General features: G+C 62.6%; 16 protein-coding genes. 6 read left to right on the plus strand and 10 right to left on the minus strand.

All coding sequences use genetic code 11. The annotated features are described in order from the left end of the window. Positions 1-304: 304 nt before the first annotated feature. The 3 genes from minE to minC form a co-directional block, all read right to left on the minus strand. Positions 305-562, minus strand: a complete 258-nt coding sequence (minE, locus tag ACYCFC_RS03785; protein ID WP_181083109.1) for a cell division topological specificity factor MinE — start codon at positions 560-562, stop codon at positions 305-307. Further along, the gene (minD, locus tag ACYCFC_RS03790) at positions 559-1374 is read right to left on the minus strand and encodes a septum site-determining protein MinD (protein ID WP_181083108.1); all 816 of its coding nucleotides are present in this window, start codon (positions 1372-1374) and stop codon (positions 559-561) included. The genes minE and minD overlap by 4 nt, the downstream gene beginning before the upstream one ends. A 92-nt stretch (positions 1375-1466) precedes the next feature. After that, on the minus strand, positions 1467-2198 hold the full coding sequence (gene minC / locus ACYCFC_RS03795) for a septum site-determining protein MinC (RefSeq protein WP_459653156.1): 732 nt from the start codon (positions 2196-2198) through the stop codon (positions 1467-1469). 177 nt (positions 2199-2375) lie between these two features. Between minC and ACYCFC_RS03800 the strand changes: the two genes are divergently transcribed. Further along, a complete protein-coding gene (locus tag ACYCFC_RS03800; protein ID WP_181083106.1) occupies positions 2376-3296 on the plus strand; it encodes a lipid A biosynthesis lauroyl acyltransferase in 921 nt (306 codons plus the stop codon). Between the two features lie 34 nt (positions 3297-3330). Here ACYCFC_RS03800 and ACYCFC_RS03805 read toward each other — a convergent pair whose 3' ends face one another. From ACYCFC_RS03805 to ACYCFC_RS03815, 3 genes are all read right to left on the minus strand, one after another. Then, positions 3331-4101: an MlaA family lipoprotein gene (locus ACYCFC_RS03805; RefSeq protein WP_181083183.1), complete on the minus strand. Its 771-nt coding sequence runs from the start codon at positions 4099-4101 to the stop codon at positions 3331-3333. Between the two features lie 7 nt (positions 4102-4108). Next, on the minus strand, positions 4109-5359 hold the full coding sequence (locus ACYCFC_RS03810) for a serine/threonine protein kinase (protein WP_459653947.1): 1251 nt from the start codon (positions 5357-5359) through the stop codon (positions 4109-4111). Positions 5360-5554: 195 nt separating this feature from the next. Next, positions 5555-5779, minus strand: coding sequence for a DUF2061 domain-containing protein (locus ACYCFC_RS03815; RefSeq protein WP_181083104.1), 225 nt, complete (start codon positions 5777-5779; stop codon positions 5555-5557). A gap of 261 nt (positions 5780-6040) precedes the next feature. On the opposite strand from ACYCFC_RS03815, the gene ACYCFC_RS03820 reads away from it, so the two are divergent. Together ACYCFC_RS03820 and ACYCFC_RS03825 are read left to right on the plus strand one after the other, a co-directional pair. Continuing rightward, positions 6041-6355 carry a DUF485 domain-containing protein gene (locus ACYCFC_RS03820; RefSeq protein ID WP_459653157.1) on the plus strand — a complete coding sequence of 105 codons (315 nt, stop codon included), beginning with the start codon at positions 6041-6043 and terminating at the stop codon, positions 6353-6355. After that, positions 6355-8013, plus strand: a complete 1659-nt coding sequence (locus tag ACYCFC_RS03825; protein ID WP_459653158.1) for a cation acetate symporter — start codon at positions 6355-6357, stop codon at positions 8011-8013. The genes ACYCFC_RS03820 and ACYCFC_RS03825 overlap by 1 nt, the downstream gene beginning before the upstream one ends. A 51-nt stretch (positions 8014-8064) precedes the next feature. On the opposite strand, the gene ACYCFC_RS03830 is transcribed toward ACYCFC_RS03825, so the two are convergent. Then, positions 8065-9396, minus strand: coding sequence for an IS4 family transposase (locus ACYCFC_RS03830; RefSeq protein ID WP_459652377.1), 1332 nt, complete (start codon positions 9394-9396; stop codon positions 8065-8067). Positions 9397-9612: 216 nt separating this feature from the next. Here ACYCFC_RS03830 and ACYCFC_RS03835 point away from each other — a divergent pair, with 216 nt between their 5' ends. The 3 genes from ACYCFC_RS03835 (at position 9613) to ACYCFC_RS03845 (ending at position 12212) form a co-directional block, all read left to right on the plus strand. Further along, positions 9613-10422, plus strand: a complete 810-nt coding sequence (locus tag ACYCFC_RS03835; protein ID WP_459653159.1) for an SDR family oxidoreductase — start codon at positions 9613-9615, stop codon at positions 10420-10422. Positions 10423-10527: 105 nt separating this feature from the next. Beyond that, positions 10528-11670: an MFS transporter gene (locus ACYCFC_RS03840; protein WP_459653948.1), complete on the plus strand. Its 1143-nt coding sequence runs from the start codon at positions 10528-10530 to the stop codon at positions 11668-11670. A 119-nt stretch (positions 11671-11789) separates the two neighbouring features. Next, positions 11790-12212 carry a hypothetical protein gene (locus ACYCFC_RS03845; RefSeq protein ID WP_459653160.1) on the plus strand — a complete coding sequence of 141 codons (423 nt, stop codon included), beginning with the start codon at positions 11790-11792 and terminating at the stop codon, positions 12210-12212. Positions 12213-12235: 23 nt separating this feature from the next. On the opposite strand, the gene ACYCFC_RS03850 is transcribed toward ACYCFC_RS03845, so the two are convergent. Genes ACYCFC_RS03850 through ngg form a run of 3 tightly spaced genes read right to left on the minus strand, consistent with a single transcriptional unit; the run spans position 12236 to position 15493 of the window. Beyond that, positions 12236-12466, minus strand: a complete 231-nt coding sequence (locus ACYCFC_RS03850) for a YheU family protein (protein WP_459653161.1) — start codon at positions 12464-12466, stop codon at positions 12236-12238. 49 nt (positions 12467-12515) lie between these two features. Then, on the minus strand, positions 12516-13718 hold the full coding sequence (locus tag ACYCFC_RS03855; RefSeq protein ID WP_459653162.1) for an osmoprotectant NAGGN system M42 family peptidase: 1203 nt from the start codon (positions 13716-13718) through the stop codon (positions 12516-12518). Further along, entirely contained in the window at positions 13715-15493 is a 1779-nt protein-coding gene (gene ngg, locus ACYCFC_RS03860; protein ID WP_459653163.1) for an N-acetylglutaminylglutamine synthetase, read from the minus strand. The genes ACYCFC_RS03855 and ngg overlap by 4 nt, the downstream gene beginning before the upstream one ends. Positions 15494-15534: the final 41 nt, after the last annotated feature.

Raw genomic sequence — 15534 nt, forward strand, 5'->3', positions numbered from 1 at the left:
CTTTGAGCCGCCGTTCGTCAGCAGTATCACTATGCAAAAATCTGCTCTGGGTCTCGCGAGCTAGAGCCCTGCAAGGCGCTACGACCAACGGGAGTAACAGCCGAAGGCTGGCCCGAAGGGTGAGCGCCAGCGAATCAAACAGGCGAGGAACGGACCGGGCTCGCGTACGAGTTTAGTGGCCTGAATGAGCATGACTCACTCCGTTCGCCCTTCGGGCCGCGCTGAAGTGCGTTAGCCGCAAGCGGCTTGCCGAGCCTGTTTTTAACGCCGCAGGGCCGACGCGCAGCAGATCCAGTGCTGATTTTCAGCGGTCCGGCAGAGTGATGTTCAGCTCCAGGATCGAGCAGCTGCCCTGGTCTTCGAGTGCGACCTGAACCTGGTCCTGGTCGATGTTGACGTACTTGCGGATCACCTCGACCAGCTCCTTCTGCAGCGCCGGCAGGTAGTCCGGCTCGTTACGCTGGCCACGCTCGTGGGCGACGATGATCTGCAGGCGTTCCTTGGCGATTGAGGCGGGCGTTTCCTTCTTTTTGCGCTCGCGGAAGAAGTCCAGCAGGTTCATTCTCGACCTCCAAACAGACGCGCCAGGAAGCCCTGCTTCTTGACATCGAGGAAACGGTGGCTGACTTCCTTGCCCAGCAGCCGGTCCACCGCGTCGCTGTAGGCCTGGCCAGCGTCGCTCTGGTCGTCGAGGATGACCGGCACGCCCTGGTTCGAGGCCTTGAGCACCGCCTGGGATTCGGGGATGACACCCAGCAGGCGGATGGAGAGGATTTCCTCGACGTCCTCGACACCGAGCATTTCGCCCTTGACCACGCGCTCGGGGTTGTAGCGGGTCAGCAGCAGGTGCTCCTTGATAGGCTCCTGGCCGTTCTCGGCACGGCGCGACTTGCTTGCCAGCAGGCCGAGCATGCGGTCGGAGTCACGCACCGAGGAAACTTCCGGGTTGGTCACCACGATGGCCTCATCGGCGTAGTACATCGCCAGGTGCGCACCCTTCTCGATACCGGCCGGCGAATCGCAGATCACGTATTCGAAGTTCTGCGCCAGTTCGTCGATGACCTTGCCGACGCCTTCGAGGGTCAGCGCGTCCTTGTCGCGGGTCTGGCTGGCGGCCAGCACGTAGAGGTTTTCCAGGCGCTTGTCCTTGATCAGGGCCTGGGTCAAGGTGGCGTCGCCATTGATGACGTTGACGAAGTCATACACCACGCGGCGCTCGCAGCCCATGATCAGGTCCAGGTTACGCAGACCGACGTCGAAGTCGACGATGGCGGTCTTGTGGCCACGCAGGGCGAGGCCGGTACCGATGGCGGCGCTGGAAGTGGTCTTGCCGACGCCACCTTTGCCGGAAGTGACTACGAGGATCTTGGCCAAGGTGATTCACCCTAAGAATATGGAAATCGGGACCTTCAGCCGAGTCGGCGTCCAGGTGCCCGTTGGTCTTGAAAAATTCGCGGAAGTATCCGTTAAAGGCGGGTGATGTTCAACACGTCGCCGGACAGCTTCATTTGTACCGCCTCGGCCCACAAGGGATCGCGCCGCAGGTCTTCGGCCACCTTGTATTGCCCGGCGATGGAAACCATTTCGGCGCCGAGCTGCTGGCAGAAGATCCGTGCATTGGCATCGCCCTTGATGCCGGCCAGGGCACGACCACGCAACGGACCGTAGACATGGATGTTGCCATCGGCGAGAAGTTCCGCACCGGGGCTGACGGGGGCCAGCACAATCAGATCGCCACCTTGGGCATAGATCTGCTGGCCGCCACGTACCGGTGTGGTGACGATACGGGTGGGGCGATAGACCGGTTCGGCTGGCTTGGCGGGTTCGGCGGCTGCCTTGGCGGACAGGTCGAGCTTGCGCTCGCGTGCCCCGGAGGGTGGCAATACGGCCAGATCGAGCGTATTCGCCGCTTCGATGATTTGCGGATCAGCGGCACGTAGCGCCAGGGTGCGCAGGCCGTGCTTGCGGCACAGGGCGATCAGCGCGGGAAGGTCGGGCTGGCTGTCGGCTGGCAGCTTGTCCAGTGCCAGCACCAGGGGCGTGTTGTTGAAGAAGTCGGGCGCCTGCTCGACCTTCATGGCCAGTTGCCGGTCGAGACGTTCCAGATCGTTCTGCGCCAGCTCCAGCACGGTGATGGCCAGCATGCTGCCCTTGAGCTGGAACACGGGAACTTGGTCGAGAAGGTCGGCTTGGCTCATGGTCTGTCTGCTGCGGTAAATGGCGTGAACTTATAACGGGGCAGACGGGGAGCTGCAAGTCGCAAGCAGCAAACGGCAGGAAAAACAAAGGCAAAAGCAGCCGCATGAAGCCAGCGGCGTCGGCATTTTTTCTTCTGAGGGCTTAGAATGCGCCGTTTTACCGGTTCGAGCTTGCCGATGGATCGTCCCCGCTTTCGCGCATCCTTTGTTCATCCGCGTTTCTGGCCGCTCTGGCTGGGCCTGGGCTTGCTGTGGCTGGTGGTCCAGCTGCCCTACAAGGTTCTGCTGCTGCTGGGGCGCGGCCTGGGCGCGCTGATGTACCGGACTGCCCGTTCGCGGCGACACATTGCCGGGCGCAATCTCGAACTGTGTTTCCCACAACTGAGCGCCCGTGAGCGCGAGCGTCTGTTGCGCGAGAACTTCGCCTCCACCGGTATCGCCTTTTTCGAGATGGCCATGAGCTGGTGGTGGCCCAGGGCGCGCTTGCAGCGGCTGGCGCATGTCGAGGGGCTGGAGCATCTGCAGCAGGCGCAGGCCGAAGGGCAGGGCGTGATCCTGATGGCGCTGCATTTCACCACCCTGGAAATCGGCGCGGCGCTGCTCGGTCAGCACCACACCATCGACGGCATGTACCGCGAGCACAAGAACCCGGTGTTCGACTTCGTACAGCGGCGCGGGCGCGAGCGGCACAATGACGATGCCACGGCCATCGAGCGCGAGGATGTGCGCGCCATGCTCAAGGTGCTGCGTGCGGGGCGTGCGATCTGGTACGCGCCGGATCAGGACTACGGGCGCAAGCAAAGCATTTTCGTGCCGCTGTTCGGCATCCCGGCGGCGACCGTCACAGCCACCACCAAGTTCGCCAGGCTGGGACGTGCGCGGGTGCTCCCTTATACCCAGGAACGCCTGGCTGATGGCGGCGGTTACCGGCTGGTGATCCATCCGCCGCTGGCGGACTTTCCGGGGGAAAGCGAGGAGGCCGATTGCCGGCGGGTCAATGCCTGGATCGAAGAGGCGGTTGGCCAGTGTCCCGAGCAGTACCTGTGGGCCCATCGCCGCTTCAAGACGCGGCCTGAGGGCGAGGCGAAGCTGTACTAGGTCGCGACCGCGAACGAAACGGGAACAGACTCTGCTATTCCTCGATCTGCAGTTCCCGCGCCCTGGTGTAGATGTAGCGGACCTTCTCGTACTCGAAGGGCGAATTGAGCTGGCCATATCTCAGGCTGGTGCCGTGGCGAAGGTCGATCAGGCGCAGTGCGGTCAGGCCGGACTCGCCGCCGCTGGCCTCGGAGTAGCGGAAATAATCGACCTGCCTCTCGACGGTAAAATCCATCACCAGCCCTGTGGTGTCGCGCAGATTGGACGGCCCCAGCGCCGGCAGAATCAGGTACGGCCCGTGGGGCGCTCCGTAAAACCCCAGCGTCTGTCCGAAATCCTCACGGTGGCGAGGCAGGCCCATGCGAGTGGCCGGGTCCCAGATGCCGCCAATGCCAATTACCGTATTGAACAGCAACCTGGCCGTGGTGTTCATCGCCCGCTCGCCCTTGAATTGAGCGAGGCTGTTGAAGAGCGTGGGAATATTGCCCAGGTTGTTGAAGAAGTTACTCACGCCCGTGCGCACGATCCGGGGCGTGACATAGCGGTAGCCGCGCACCGCCGGCAGCATCACCCACTGGTCCAGGCGGTAATTGAAGTAATACATGCGTCGGTTCAGTGATTCCCAGGGGTCGTGGATGTCCAGCGCATCGAAGGTGGCGCGCTCGAATTCACGCTGATTCAGCCCCGGATTGAAGTTCAATGTACGCAGCGGATGGGTGAAGCCATCTTCGTCGGCAATGGTTGTCTGTGCATGGGCGATGCCGGCCAGCAGCACGAGCAGGGTGGTCGCGCCCAGTTTTCTCATCAGCGTCCTAGCCACGGAAGAACTCCAGCATATGGCGGGCGTTGACCCGGTAGTCGAGGTTGCCGCAATGCCCGCCGCGCGGGTACAGGGTCATGCGTTCGCCGAAGGTGCGGCGCAGAAAGCCCAAGTCGCCAGGGCCCAGGATCAGGTCGTCGGCATTGTGCATCACGCCGATTCTGGGGTTGTCTCGCAGGTAGTCTTCCAGCGCGTAAAGGCTCACCTGCTGGATCAGCTGCTGCAGGCCACCGCCACCCTGTCGGGCGCGCCACATGGGAATCAGCTGCTCGGTCAGGTAGCAATCGAAGTCACACAGCAGTGCACGCCGGAAGAAGGGTTCGAGGCTGGTGCCTTCGTCGATGGGGTAGCCGGGCGGCACGATCAGGCCACGGCGGTTGATCAGGTCGGAGGTGAAGGCGATGTCGGCGGAGGAGAAGCGAAAGGACGAGCCGATCAGCATCGCCATCTGCTCATCGGTCAACCGCATGGGGGATTGCTGGAAGTCGAAGAGCATGGCCGCATCGAGGTCGATCACGGCTTGCCGGCGATAGTAGCGGGTGAGCTTGTCGAAGATGAGTTCGTAAAAGGTGGTACTGCTGTCGATGCCTTCCACGCGGGTCTGCACCAGCCTGTTCAGGTTGCTGATCGAGGTGTAGAGGTTCACCGGCGGGTTGAGCAGCAGGACGCGCTTGAAGTTGAAGCTCTGTCGTGTCTCGTCCAGCTGGCTGACGAAAGCCGCGTTGAGCGCGCCCAGGCTGTAGCCGGTGAGGTGGAATTCGGTGACCGGCAGGTCGCGCTGCTGCGCCCGGACCGCCTGCATGACCCGGTACAGGTCCTTGGCGTCCTCGGGGCTGTAGCCCGGCGTGGCATGGCGCGAGGCGGCGGCGATGAAGTCGAAGCTGGTCGGCGATGACAGTTGTACGACGTGATAGCCGGCGCCGTAGAAGAGGCGTTTCAGCGACTCGGTCTTGCCTGCGGCATAGCTTGCGCCCGTACCCGAGATGATGAATATCAACGGCGCAGGTCCGGGCTGGCGGGCCAGGCGATAGGTTAGTCTTTTCACCGCCCAGAAATTGTCCGGCAGGATGAACTCGCGTTCGGGGCGCAAGCGCAGGCTGTAGTCGGCCTGATCGATATCCTCATTGGCGGGGACTTCGACGCGCAACTCCACAGGGGTCGAGGCGATAGTCGCCTCGAAGGGGTTGTTCAAGGGGTAACCATATTCTTCGATACTGATATCCGCTGCATGAACAGGCGTCATGACCAGCGCGAGCAGGGCGGATAACAACGGCAATCGCATCGGGAACATCTCCATGGACGGGGTGAGAGCCTGAGTTAGCCGTCACGCTCCGCTTCGGACTCCTTGTACTCCTACATTGACCGCCGCGCAGCTTTCTGGTTGCACGCGATGGCAATCAGCCTGATTGAAAGCCATACCGGGATTTAAAGAAGGGGGTCAGGCCTGGTGATGCAACCAGGCATGGGCCGGGATCGCAGTTTGCGCGGGCTGACGCTTGTCCAGTCGCTGCCAGATCTTCTCGTGAAAATAAAAACCCACGGAATTGCACAGGGGTTCGATTGCAGCTACCAGGCCACCAGCAGCGAGGCTTCCGGTCAAGGCATAGGTCACCGAGAAGGCGATGCAGAAGTGCATCAGGGTGAAAGTGATGGTCTTGGTCATGGCCGACTCCTGACATTGCAGTCGAGAATTATTCTCTGTTGGGTGGAGTCTGCGTCAGCCCGGTGTGATCGGGAAATCACGAAACATGATGAGCGGAATAGTCGTCTTCTATGTGCGCGGCAATATGCCACGCATGCGTCTAGAACGCAGGTTTCAGGAAAATAAAAACAAGACCATCGTCGAGTGGCGTTCGGCTGGCTCGGCCCTAAAGTACCGCCCCCTGCTCTCATTGGAGGGCGAGGAATGTGCGGAGAACACTCAATGAGCAACGAAAATCTTTACCAGCAGATCTATGACAATCCGCGTTTCCAGGAGTTGGTCACAAAGCGTGGTCGCTTTGCCTGGCTGCTGTCGAGCCTGATGCTTGGCGCCTACCTGGCCTTCATTCTGATTATCGCGTTCGAGCCAGCGGTTCTTGGCATTCCGCTCGCTGCCGGCAGCGTCACCACCTGGGGTATTCCGGTGGGTATCGGCGTGATCTTCATGGCCTTTATCCTGACCGGTATCTACGTACAGCGAGCCAACGGCGAGTTCGACCGACTCAACCAGGAAATCCTCGACGAGGCCCAGAAGTAATGAAATCCCGTTTCCTGATCGCTGCCGCCCTGCTGGCAGCCTCTCCCTTGCTGCTGGCCGGCGAAGCCCTGACAGGCGAAGTTCAGAAGCAGGCGACCAACTGGACCGCCATCATCATGTTCGTGGTCTTCATCGCGTTCACGATGGGGATCACCAAATGGGCGGCCAAGCGCAACACCTCCACCGCTGATTACTACACCGCCGGCGGCAGCATCACCGGCTTCCAGAACGGCCTGGCGATTGCCGGCGACTACATGTCCGCGGCGTCCTTCCTGGGGATTTCCGCACTGGTATTCACCAGTGGCTACGACGGGCTGATCTACTCCATCGGCTTTCTGGTCGGCTGGCCGCTGATCCTGTTCCTGATGGCCGAACGCCTGCGTAACCTGGGCAAGTTCACCTTCTCCGACGTGGCCTCCTATCGCCTCGGCCAATCCCAGATCCGCATCCTCTCGGCCTTCGGCTCGCTGACCGTGGTGGCCTTCTACCTGATCGCGCAGATGGTCGGTGCCGGCAAGCTGATCCAGTTGCTGTTCGGCCTGGACTACATGATCGCGGTGATCCTGGTCGGCGTGCTGATGGTCATGTACGTGCTGTTCGGCGGCATGCTGGCCACCACCTGGGTACAGATCATCAAGGCGGTGCTGCTGCTGTCCGGCGCCAGCTTCATGGCCATCATGGTGATGAAGAGCGTGGGCTTCGATTTTGGCGCGCTGTTCACCGAGGCGGTCAAGCTGCATGACAAGGGCGCGGCCATCATGAGCCCCGGTGGTCTGGTGACCGATCCGATTTCGGCGATTTCCCTGGGCCTGGCGCTGATGTTCGGTACTGCCGGCCTGCCGCATATCCTGATGCGCTTCTTCACCGTGTCGGATGCCAAGGAAGCGCGCAAGAGCGTGTTCTACGCCACCGGCTTCATCGGCTACTTCTACATTCTGACCTTCATCATCGGCTTCGGCGCGATCCTGCTGGTCAGCACCAATCCCGAGTACAAGGACGCCACTGGCGCCATCATCGGCGGCACCAACATGGTGGCGGTGCACCTGGCCGAAGCGGTCGGCGGCAACCTGTTCCTGGGCTTCATCTCCGCGGTCGCCTTCGCCACCATCCTGGCGGTGGTCGCCGGTCTGACGCTGGCCGGCGCCTCGGCGGTGTCCCATGACCTGTACGCCTGCGTGATCAAGAAGGACAAGGCCAAGGAAGCCGAGGAGATGCGTGTGACCAAGATCACCACGCTCTCGCTGGGTGTGATCGCGATCCTGCTGGGTATCGCCTTCGAGAAGCAGAACATCGCCTTCATGGTCGGTCTGGCCTTCTCCATCGCCGCCAGCTGCAACTTCCCGGTGCTGTTCCTTTCCATGTACTGGAAGGATCTGACCACCCGTGGTGCACTGTTCGGTGGCTCGCTGGGCCTGTTCACCGCGCTGGTCCTGACCATCCTCAGCCCGACCGTATGGGTGCAGGTACTGGGCAACGCCGAGGCGATTTTCCCGTACTCCTACCCGGCGCTGTTCTCGGTCACCGTGGCCTTCATCGGCATCTGGTTCTTCTCGATCACCGACAAGAGCCGCAGTGCCGGCGAAGAGCGCGCGCGGTTCTTCCCGCAGTTCGTGCGTTCGCAGACCGGGCTGGGGGCCACTGGCGCCGTCGCTCACTGATGATCGGCTAGAGCGGTACACGTAAAAGGGCAGCCCAGGGGCTAATGCCAGTCAGTTAAGCTGACTGGCATTTTTATTTCTGGTCGGATACTTGGACGGCTTGGGTTTGACCGCTCGCGGATAACTGCGATCCTCACGACGATGAGGTAGGACGTAGTGCATGGCTGAGGCCTGTAGTTCAGCCAGGTAGCGAGGGATGTTGCCTGGATGATTCAAAGAGACCCCGTTCAAGAAGCCCAGAATCGCCCAGGTGCAAGCGGTGAAACTCATTTCGCAGGGGTAGATGCCAGGGCAGTGGCGACTCATTTCCAGCATTTGATAACGCAGCAGGTTGTACCCCAGTAGTACGCCCCACAGTTCTTGTTCAATCATCTCCGGCGTTTTACTACGCAGTGTGTAGTGACCCGCGAGCATGCCTTGCTTCATTTCTCGATAGCCCAGTTCGATTTCCCAACGCTGGCTGTACAGATCCACGATTTCGTCTGGAGGGAAGCGCAGAGGATCGATCATTGAGGTCAGTACCTGCCGCACTTTGCCCTTGATGGTCTTGCTTAATAACCGAGCCTGTAGCGTGTCTGGCAGGTCGGGCCATTGTTTACGCGCCTGCGGCGAGGTCTTTAGTGAGACGATGGCATCGTGGCGCCCTAACTTACGCAGCACCTCGTATTGAGCATCCTTTCGCAGCGGCAGTAACCAATGGCGCTGAGTGCCTGTCTGTTGCCAGCGATGAAGTAACCCCAGTGAATAGAAGCCACGGTCGAACAAGGTCAGCGAGTGATCGGGTGTGCTGTCGATCAGTTGTTCGGCCAGTTTCATCTCGTTGCTGTGGTAGCCGGCAAAAGCACTATTCACCAGCATGTGGCTGGTCAGCTCCATCTGGCAGACCATGCGAACTTGGGGATAGCCGGTATCGCCATGCTGATTACTGGCGCTGCCATAGTGCTTGCGGTTGTCGGCCGTATCCGGTGTGCGCCAGACCACGCCATCGACACTGAGCAGGCGCAAACCGGCCCAAGTGGGGTGATTGGCGCTGGCATGCCAGCGTTGTTGAGTCAGGGAAAAGACCTCTCGCACCGCAGCGCTGCCCAAACGCTGGCGACCTTGCACGATTGCACTGGGTGCTACCAATGGCTTCTGCCCAGGCAGCATGATGCCCATACGGCTCGCGGCATCCCAGGCCGACATCCGGCGAAACAACGCCATGGCGATCACGCACCAGATCATGGCTTCAAGAGGGAGACGTCGCTTACGCAGGGTCGCCACTCCCGCCGTTTCCAGTGCGGTGCTAACTAGGTCTGGATCAAGCAGCGCCCCTAGTTCGTCAAGGGAGTAAGTAGCAGATGCCACTTCGTGAGTCAGTGCCAAAGCGCGGGAAAGTCGCATAAAAAATCCGATGCTCAAAACAAGCATCGGATTTTCGTTTCAGCGCGCAGAAGGTCAAGCTGTAGCGCTTAACTGACTGGCATTAGCCCAGGGGCTGCCCTTTTGCATTTCAGCGCCCAGGCAAAGCACCCGTCATTCAGTGCTTGAATGAAGGTCAGGGCGGACATTGGCTTTCGCTAGACTCGCTGCGACTCAACGAACGAAAGGCGGCGAACGATGCAAAATCGCATGATGGTTACGGGTGCCGGTTCCGGTCTTGGGCGTGAGATCGCCCTGTGCTGGGCGCGTGAAGGCTGGCGCCTGGCGCTCTCGGACGTCAATGAAACCGGCCTGGCCGAAACGCTGGAAAGGGTTCGCGAAGCCGGCGGCGACGGTTTCACCCAGCGCTGCGACGTGCGCGACTACAGCCAGCTGACGGCACTGGCGCAGGCGTGTGAGGTCAAGCTGGGCGGCATCGACGTGGTCGTGAACAACGCCGGAGTCGCTTCGGGCGGTTTCTTCGACGAGCTCTCGCTGGAAGACTGGGACTGGCAGATCGCGATCAACCTGATGGGCGTGGTCAAAGGCTGCAAGGCCTTCCTGCCGCTGCTTCGGGAAAGTCGTGGCACGATCATCAACATCGCTTCCATGGCGGCGCTGATGCAGGCGCCGGGCATGAGCAACTACAACGTGGCCAAGGCCGGTGTGGTGGCCCTGTCGGAAAGCCTGCTGGTGGAGCTCAAGCCGCAGGGCGTTGGCGTCCATGTAGTCTGCCCGTCATTCTTCCAGACCAACCTGATGGATTCCTTCCGGGGTCCGACACCCGGCATGAAGGCCCAGGTCAGCAAGCTGCTGGAAGCCTCGCCGATCACCGCTGCCGATATTGCCGAGCATATTCATCGGCAGGTCGCCGAAGGCGTGTTCATGATCCTGCCCCACGAGCAGGGGCGCATGGCCTGGAAAGCCAAGCGGCACGACCCCCAGTCGATCTACGACGAGATGATCACGATGACGGAGAAGATGCTCAGCAAGCATAAACCTGACTGACGAGTCCAAAAGGCTTGATCGAACGGAGGGGCGGGGGTAGGGTGACCGACCCGCTCCCGGTCCGCTTCAGGATGCACTGTGAACAACCCATCCCGCTGGCTGCTCATGCTGGCTCTGGTGCTCGCCGCCATCAATCTTCGCCCTGGTATCACCTCCTTTGCGCCCCTGATCGAGCATATCGCCGCGGTGCTCGACCTCAGTCGCGGCCTGATCAGCCTGACCACCGCCTTGCCGGTCCTGTTGATGGGCCTGCTGGCCCCTCTGGCGCCTCGCCTGGCGGTACGTTTCGGCCTGGAACGGACCATCGCGCTGTGCCTGGGGCTGATCGGCGTGGCATTGGCGCTGCGCCTGCTGGGCGACAACGCGGTACTGCTGATCGCCACCGCGGCCATGGTCGGCGCCGGTATTGCGGTCGCCGGGCCGCTGCTGTCGGGCTTCATCAAGCGCTATTTTCTCGACCGCATGGGGCAGACGGCGGCGTTCTATTCGCTGAGCATGGCGGTGGGCGGAACCCTCGGCGTGGTGCTGACAGCACCGGCGGTGCAGTGGCTGGGGCAGCGCTGGACCTGGGCGCTGGCGCTCTGGGCGATTCCGGCGGTACTGGCGCTGGCGGTCTGGTGGCGTTTGCCGAACCAGCCGGAGCCAGCCAGCGAGAGTCGCACCGGTCTGCCCTGGGGTGAGCCGAGGGCCTGGCTGGTGAGCTGTTATTTCGCGCTGCAGGCCGGTCTGTTCTACGCACTGGCGACCTGGCTGGTGGCGCGCTATCACGAGGTCGGCTTCAGCCTGCCGCAAAGCAACGCGTTCTTCAGTGGTTTCATGCTGATCGGCTTGCCGAGCGCTTTCGCCTTGCCCTGGCTGGCTCAGCGTTTTGGCAAGCGGCACTTGCTGATGTCGAGTTGCGGTGTGCTGGCCACGGTGTGCCTGCTACTGATCGCCTGGGTTCCGCAGGTTCAGCCGCTGGCGATCTGCATGCTGCTGGGAGTCGCCCTGAACGGGACCTTCTCTCTGTCGATGCTGTTGCCGATGTACGAAGCGAGCACGCCGCTGGCGGTGAGCCGCCTGACCGCGATGATGCTCTGCACGGGTTATTGTCTGGCGTGCCTGTCGCCAGTGCTGACCGGTCTGGGACGGGATCTTGCCGGCGATTACCGCTGGCCTTTTCTGGTGCTTGCGAGTATGTCGGCGCTGATGTCCATACTGGCGCTGGGCCTGGCGCCGCGCCGCGACCAGTCCGCGACGTCGGGCTGAGCTGTGCAACTGTGGCCTGCATCACCTCGGGCGATGAGAGGTTCGGCGTGAGCGTTCGTGACTCTGGAATGCCGGCGGAAATTGGTTGAATATGCCGGGCTTTCCTCTGGAGTGAGCCTGTGGAGCCCGAATCCATCGTCTACGGCAGTATCCGCGACTGGCCATCAGCCGACGCCGAGCAGTGCCGCGTGCGCCGTGCCGTCAATCGCCGTGCGCTGGACAGCCTTCCGCAGGGGGAGGGCTGGCCCTTTATCGGGCGGGAAATGTTTTCCTGCTGCCAGGACGAAGGCCTGTATCAGACCCAGGTGATTCACTTCGGCGCCAGCTATCGGGCGGTGGAATACGAGTGGGCGCTGTGGGTGCGCAACTTCGAGGCACTGCTCGACGAGCTCTACTGGACCAGCGCGGTGGTCCACCTCGAAACCGAACTCAACGGCACCCACACCTTCCGCTGGGAAACCGAAAGCGGCTCGCACAGCCCGCACCAGCGCGATCTGCGCATGCGCTGTGCCTGGGAGCGGGATGGCGGCGTGCTGGGCTGATTCTTCGGCCCTACGAGTTTTCCTCAATCCTCCAGCCACTCCTTCGGCACGTCGTGCCTGAGCGCCAGTTGGCATTGCTGGTGTTCCACGTCGAAAACGATCACCGCCGTCCCCTTGGCCAGCGCCCCGCGCACCCGCTCGACACGGGTCTGCAGCGGGGTCTCGTCGCCATTGTCGGTGCCGTCGCGTGTCACGAAGTCTTCGATAAGGCGGGTGAGGGTGTCGGGTTCGAGCTGGTCGTAAGGAATAAGCATGGTTCCGGGGTGCCTGGTGACGGGTCGGCAAGCATACCGTCAGCTGGGCTCAGGTGTCCTTCCTGCCCTCTGTAGGTCTGTCGAGAATCGCATCGACCGCCGGCACCCGGGTGTCGTTTTCCATCTGCGTGTCGTGTTCGAGCTGGTGGCTGAAGCTTTCCAGCGAGTCCTGGCAGGCCTGGGCGTCGCTGGAGAATACCGGCGGACTGAGCAGGTAGGCGCAGATCAGCCGGCTCAGGGCCGTCAGGCTGTCGATATGGGTGCGCTCGTAGCCGTGGGTGGCGTCGCAGCCGAACGCCAGCAATGCCGTGCGGATATCGTGGCCGGCGGCAATCGCCGACTGGGCATCGCTGTGGTAGTAGCGGAACAGGTCGCGGCGTACCGCGATATCCTGGGCGCTCGCCAGCTTGAGCAGGTGTCGCGACAGGTGATAGTCGTAGGGACCGCCCGAATCCTGCATGGCGACCGTGACGGCATGTTCGCTGGAGGCCTGGCCCTTGGCCGTGGGGGCGATATCGATACCGACGAATTCGCTGACGTCCCAGGGCAGCGCGCCCGCCGCACCGGAGCCGGTTTCCTCGGTGATGGTGAACAGCGGGTGGCAATCGATGGGCAGTTCGTGTCCGCTCTCGACCAGTGCCTTCAGCGCAGTCAGCAGGGCGGCCACGCCGGCCTTGTCGTCCAGGTGGCGGGCGCTGATATAGCCGCTGTCGGTGAACTCCGGCATCGGATCGAAGGCGACGAAGTCGCCCACGTTGACGCCCAGTGCCAGGGTGTCGGCGCGGTTGGCGGTATGGGCATCCAGGCGCAGTTCGACGTGGTCCCAGCTGATGGGCATGGTGTCGACTTCGGTATTGAAGGCATGGCCCGAGGCGAGCAGCGGCAGGACGCTGCCACGAATCACACCCTCGTCGGTGAAAACACTGACACGGCTGCCTTCGGCGAAGCGGCTCGACCAGCAGCCCACCGGTGACAGGCCCAGGCGACCGCTGTCATGGATTTCGCGCACGCTGGCGCCAATGGTGTCCAGGTGCGCGGCGATGGCGCGGTCGGGGCTGTCGAGGCGGCCCTTGAGCGTGGCGCGGATGGTGCCGCGCCGGGTCAGCTCGAAGGGGATGCCCAGTTCCTTCAGGCGCTCGGCCACGTAGCGCACGATGGTGTCGGTAAAGCCGGTGGGGCTGGGGATTGCGAGTGTTTCCAGCAGCACGCGCTGCAGGTAGTTGAGGTCAGGCTCGGGAATGCGGGTGGTCACTTGCGCTCCTGTTCAGGTTGCTGAGCTTGCGCCAGGCTGGCGCTGTGGCTCAGGGGAAACAGCAGGTCGATAAAGCGCTCGGCAGTGGGGCGCGGATGATGGTTGGCCAGGCCGACGCGCTCGTTGGCTTCGATGAAGACGTATTCAGGCTGGTCAGGCGCCGTGACCAGCAGGTCCAGCCCGACCACCGGGATATCCAGTGCCCGCGCTGCGTGAACGGCAGCTTCGACCAGCTCGGGATGCAACTGCTCGGTGACGTCCTCGAGGGTGCCGCCGGTGTGCAGGTTGGCGGTGCGCCTGACTACCAGATGCTGGCCGCCGGGCAGGACGCTGTCGTAGTCCAGGCCGGCATCGTGCAGGCAGCGCCGGGTTTCTTCATCCATGGGAATACAGCTTTCGCCGCCCGTGGCCGCCTGGCGCCGGCGGCTCTGGGCTTCGATCAGTTCACCGATGGTGTGGCTGCCATCGCCGACGACTTGCGCAGGACGACGGATCGCGGCGGCCACCATGTCATAGCCGATCACCACGATGCGCAGATCCAGCCCCGGATGGAAGCTTTCCAGCAGTACGCGCTGGTCGAACTGGCGCGCACGGATGATGGCGTCTTCCACGTCCTCGCTGCTGCGCAGGTCCACCGAGACACCGTGGCCCTGCTCGCCATCGACGGGCTTGACGACAAGACTGCCGTGCTCGCGCAGAAAGGCGGCGTTGTCCTCGGCAGAGCCCGCCAGGCGCTGGGCCGGCAGGTGCAGGCCCGCGCGGGCAAGAGTGCGGTGGGTCAGGCACTTGTCCTGGCACAGCGTCATGCTCACGGCGGAAGTCAGGTCCGACAGCGATTCGCGGCAGCGCACGCGCCGACCGCCCTGGGTGAGGGTGAACAGGCCGGCTTCGGCGTCATCAATGGCGATCTCGATGCCGCGCCGGCGCGCTTCGTCGACGATGATCCGGGCGTAGGGGTTGAGCGTGGCTTCCGGGCCGGGGCCGAGAAACAGCGGCTGGTTGAAACTGTTCTTGCGCTTGACGGTAAAGGTCTGCAGGTCGCGGAAGCCGAGCTTGGCGTAAAGCGCCTTGGCCTGGCGGTTGTCGTGCAGCACCGAGAGGTCCAGATAGGCCAGGCCGCGGCCCATGCACTGCTCGATCAGGTGCCGCACCAGCGCCTCGCCGACACCGGGGCGCGTGCAACTGGGTGCAACCGCCAGGCACCAGAGGCTGGAACCGTTTTCCGGATCGTTGAAGGCCTTCTGGTGATTGATGCCCATCACGCTGCCGATGACCTGCCCGGAGTCCTCGTCCTCGGCCAGCCAGTAGACCGGCCCGCCTTCCTCGCGCGGTGTGCACAGTTCCGGATTGACCGGCAGCATGCCTCGCGACTGGTAGAGGCAATTGATGGCCTTCCAGTCCGCCTCGCTCTGCGCCCGGCGAATGCTGAAACCGCGAAAGCTGCGGCGCGCCGGACGGTAATCGGTGAACCAGATACGCAGCGTGTCGGAGGGGTCGAGGAAGAGCTGCTGCGGCGCATGGGCCAGCACCTGATGCGGCGCGGCGACATAGAGGGCGATGTCGCGTTCGCCGGCCTGTTCGCCCAGCAGGTCCGCCGCCAGCTCCGCTGGCTCGGCATAGGTATGGCCGACCAGAATCCGCCCCCAGCCGCAATGCAAGGTGACCGGCCCGGGCTGTTCGGCCTGGCCGTCGCCAGCCAGGCGCGCCTGGAGACGTTCGTAGGTCGGTGCCTGGCCGCGCAACAGTCGCTGTCCGTATGCTTGAGACTTCTGCATGTGGCTTTCCTTGTGTGTGGTGGACTCGCTTGCAACGCGAG

The sequence above is a fragment of the Stutzerimonas sp. NM35 genome (assembly GCF_054604355.1).

What these genes read in the sequence shown, in the direction of transcription:
- minE (WP_181083109.1), bottom strand. Translation starts at nt 562, where the DNA reads ATGAACCTGCTGGACTTCTTCCGCGAGCGCAAAAAGAAGGAAACGCCC.
- minC (WP_459653156.1), bottom strand. Translation starts at nt 2,198, where the DNA reads ATGAGCCAAGCCGACCTTCTCGACCAAGTTCCCGTGTTCCAGCTCAAG.
- ACYCFC_RS03800 (WP_181083106.1), top strand. Translation starts at nt 2,376, where the DNA reads ATGGATCGTCCCCGCTTTCGCGCATCCTTTGTTCATCCGCGTTTCTGG.
- ACYCFC_RS03805 (WP_181083183.1), bottom strand. Translation starts at nt 4,101, where the DNA reads ATGAGAAAACTGGGCGCGACCACCCTGCTCGTGCTGCTGGCCGGCATC.
- ACYCFC_RS03810 (WP_459653947.1), bottom strand. Translation starts at nt 5,359, where the DNA reads ATGACGCCTGTTCATGCAGCGGATATCAGTATCGAAGAATATGGTTAC.
- ACYCFC_RS03815 (WP_181083104.1), bottom strand. Translation starts at nt 5,779, where the DNA reads ATGACCAAGACCATCACTTTCACCCTGATGCACTTCTGCATCGCCTTC.
- ACYCFC_RS03820 (WP_459653157.1), top strand. Translation starts at nt 6,041, where the DNA reads ATGAGCAACGAAAATCTTTACCAGCAGATCTATGACAATCCGCGTTTC.
- ACYCFC_RS03825 (WP_459653158.1), top strand. Translation starts at nt 6,355, where the DNA reads ATGAAATCCCGTTTCCTGATCGCTGCCGCCCTGCTGGCAGCCTCTCCC.
- ACYCFC_RS03830 (WP_459652377.1), bottom strand. Translation starts at nt 9,396, where the DNA reads ATGCGACTTTCCCGCGCTTTGGCACTGACTCACGAAGTGGCATCTGCT.
- ACYCFC_RS03835 (WP_459653159.1), top strand. Translation starts at nt 9,613, where the DNA reads ATGCAAAATCGCATGATGGTTACGGGTGCCGGTTCCGGTCTTGGGCGT.
- ACYCFC_RS03840 (WP_459653948.1), top strand. Translation starts at nt 10,528, where the DNA reads ATGCTGGCTCTGGTGCTCGCCGCCATCAATCTTCGCCCTGGTATCACC.
- ACYCFC_RS03850 (WP_459653161.1), bottom strand. Translation starts at nt 12,466, where the DNA reads ATGCTTATTCCTTACGACCAGCTCGAACCCGACACCCTCACCCGCCTT.
- ngg (WP_459653163.1), bottom strand. Translation starts at nt 15,493, where the DNA reads ATGCAGAAGTCTCAAGCATACGGACAGCGACTGTTGCGCGGCCAGGCA.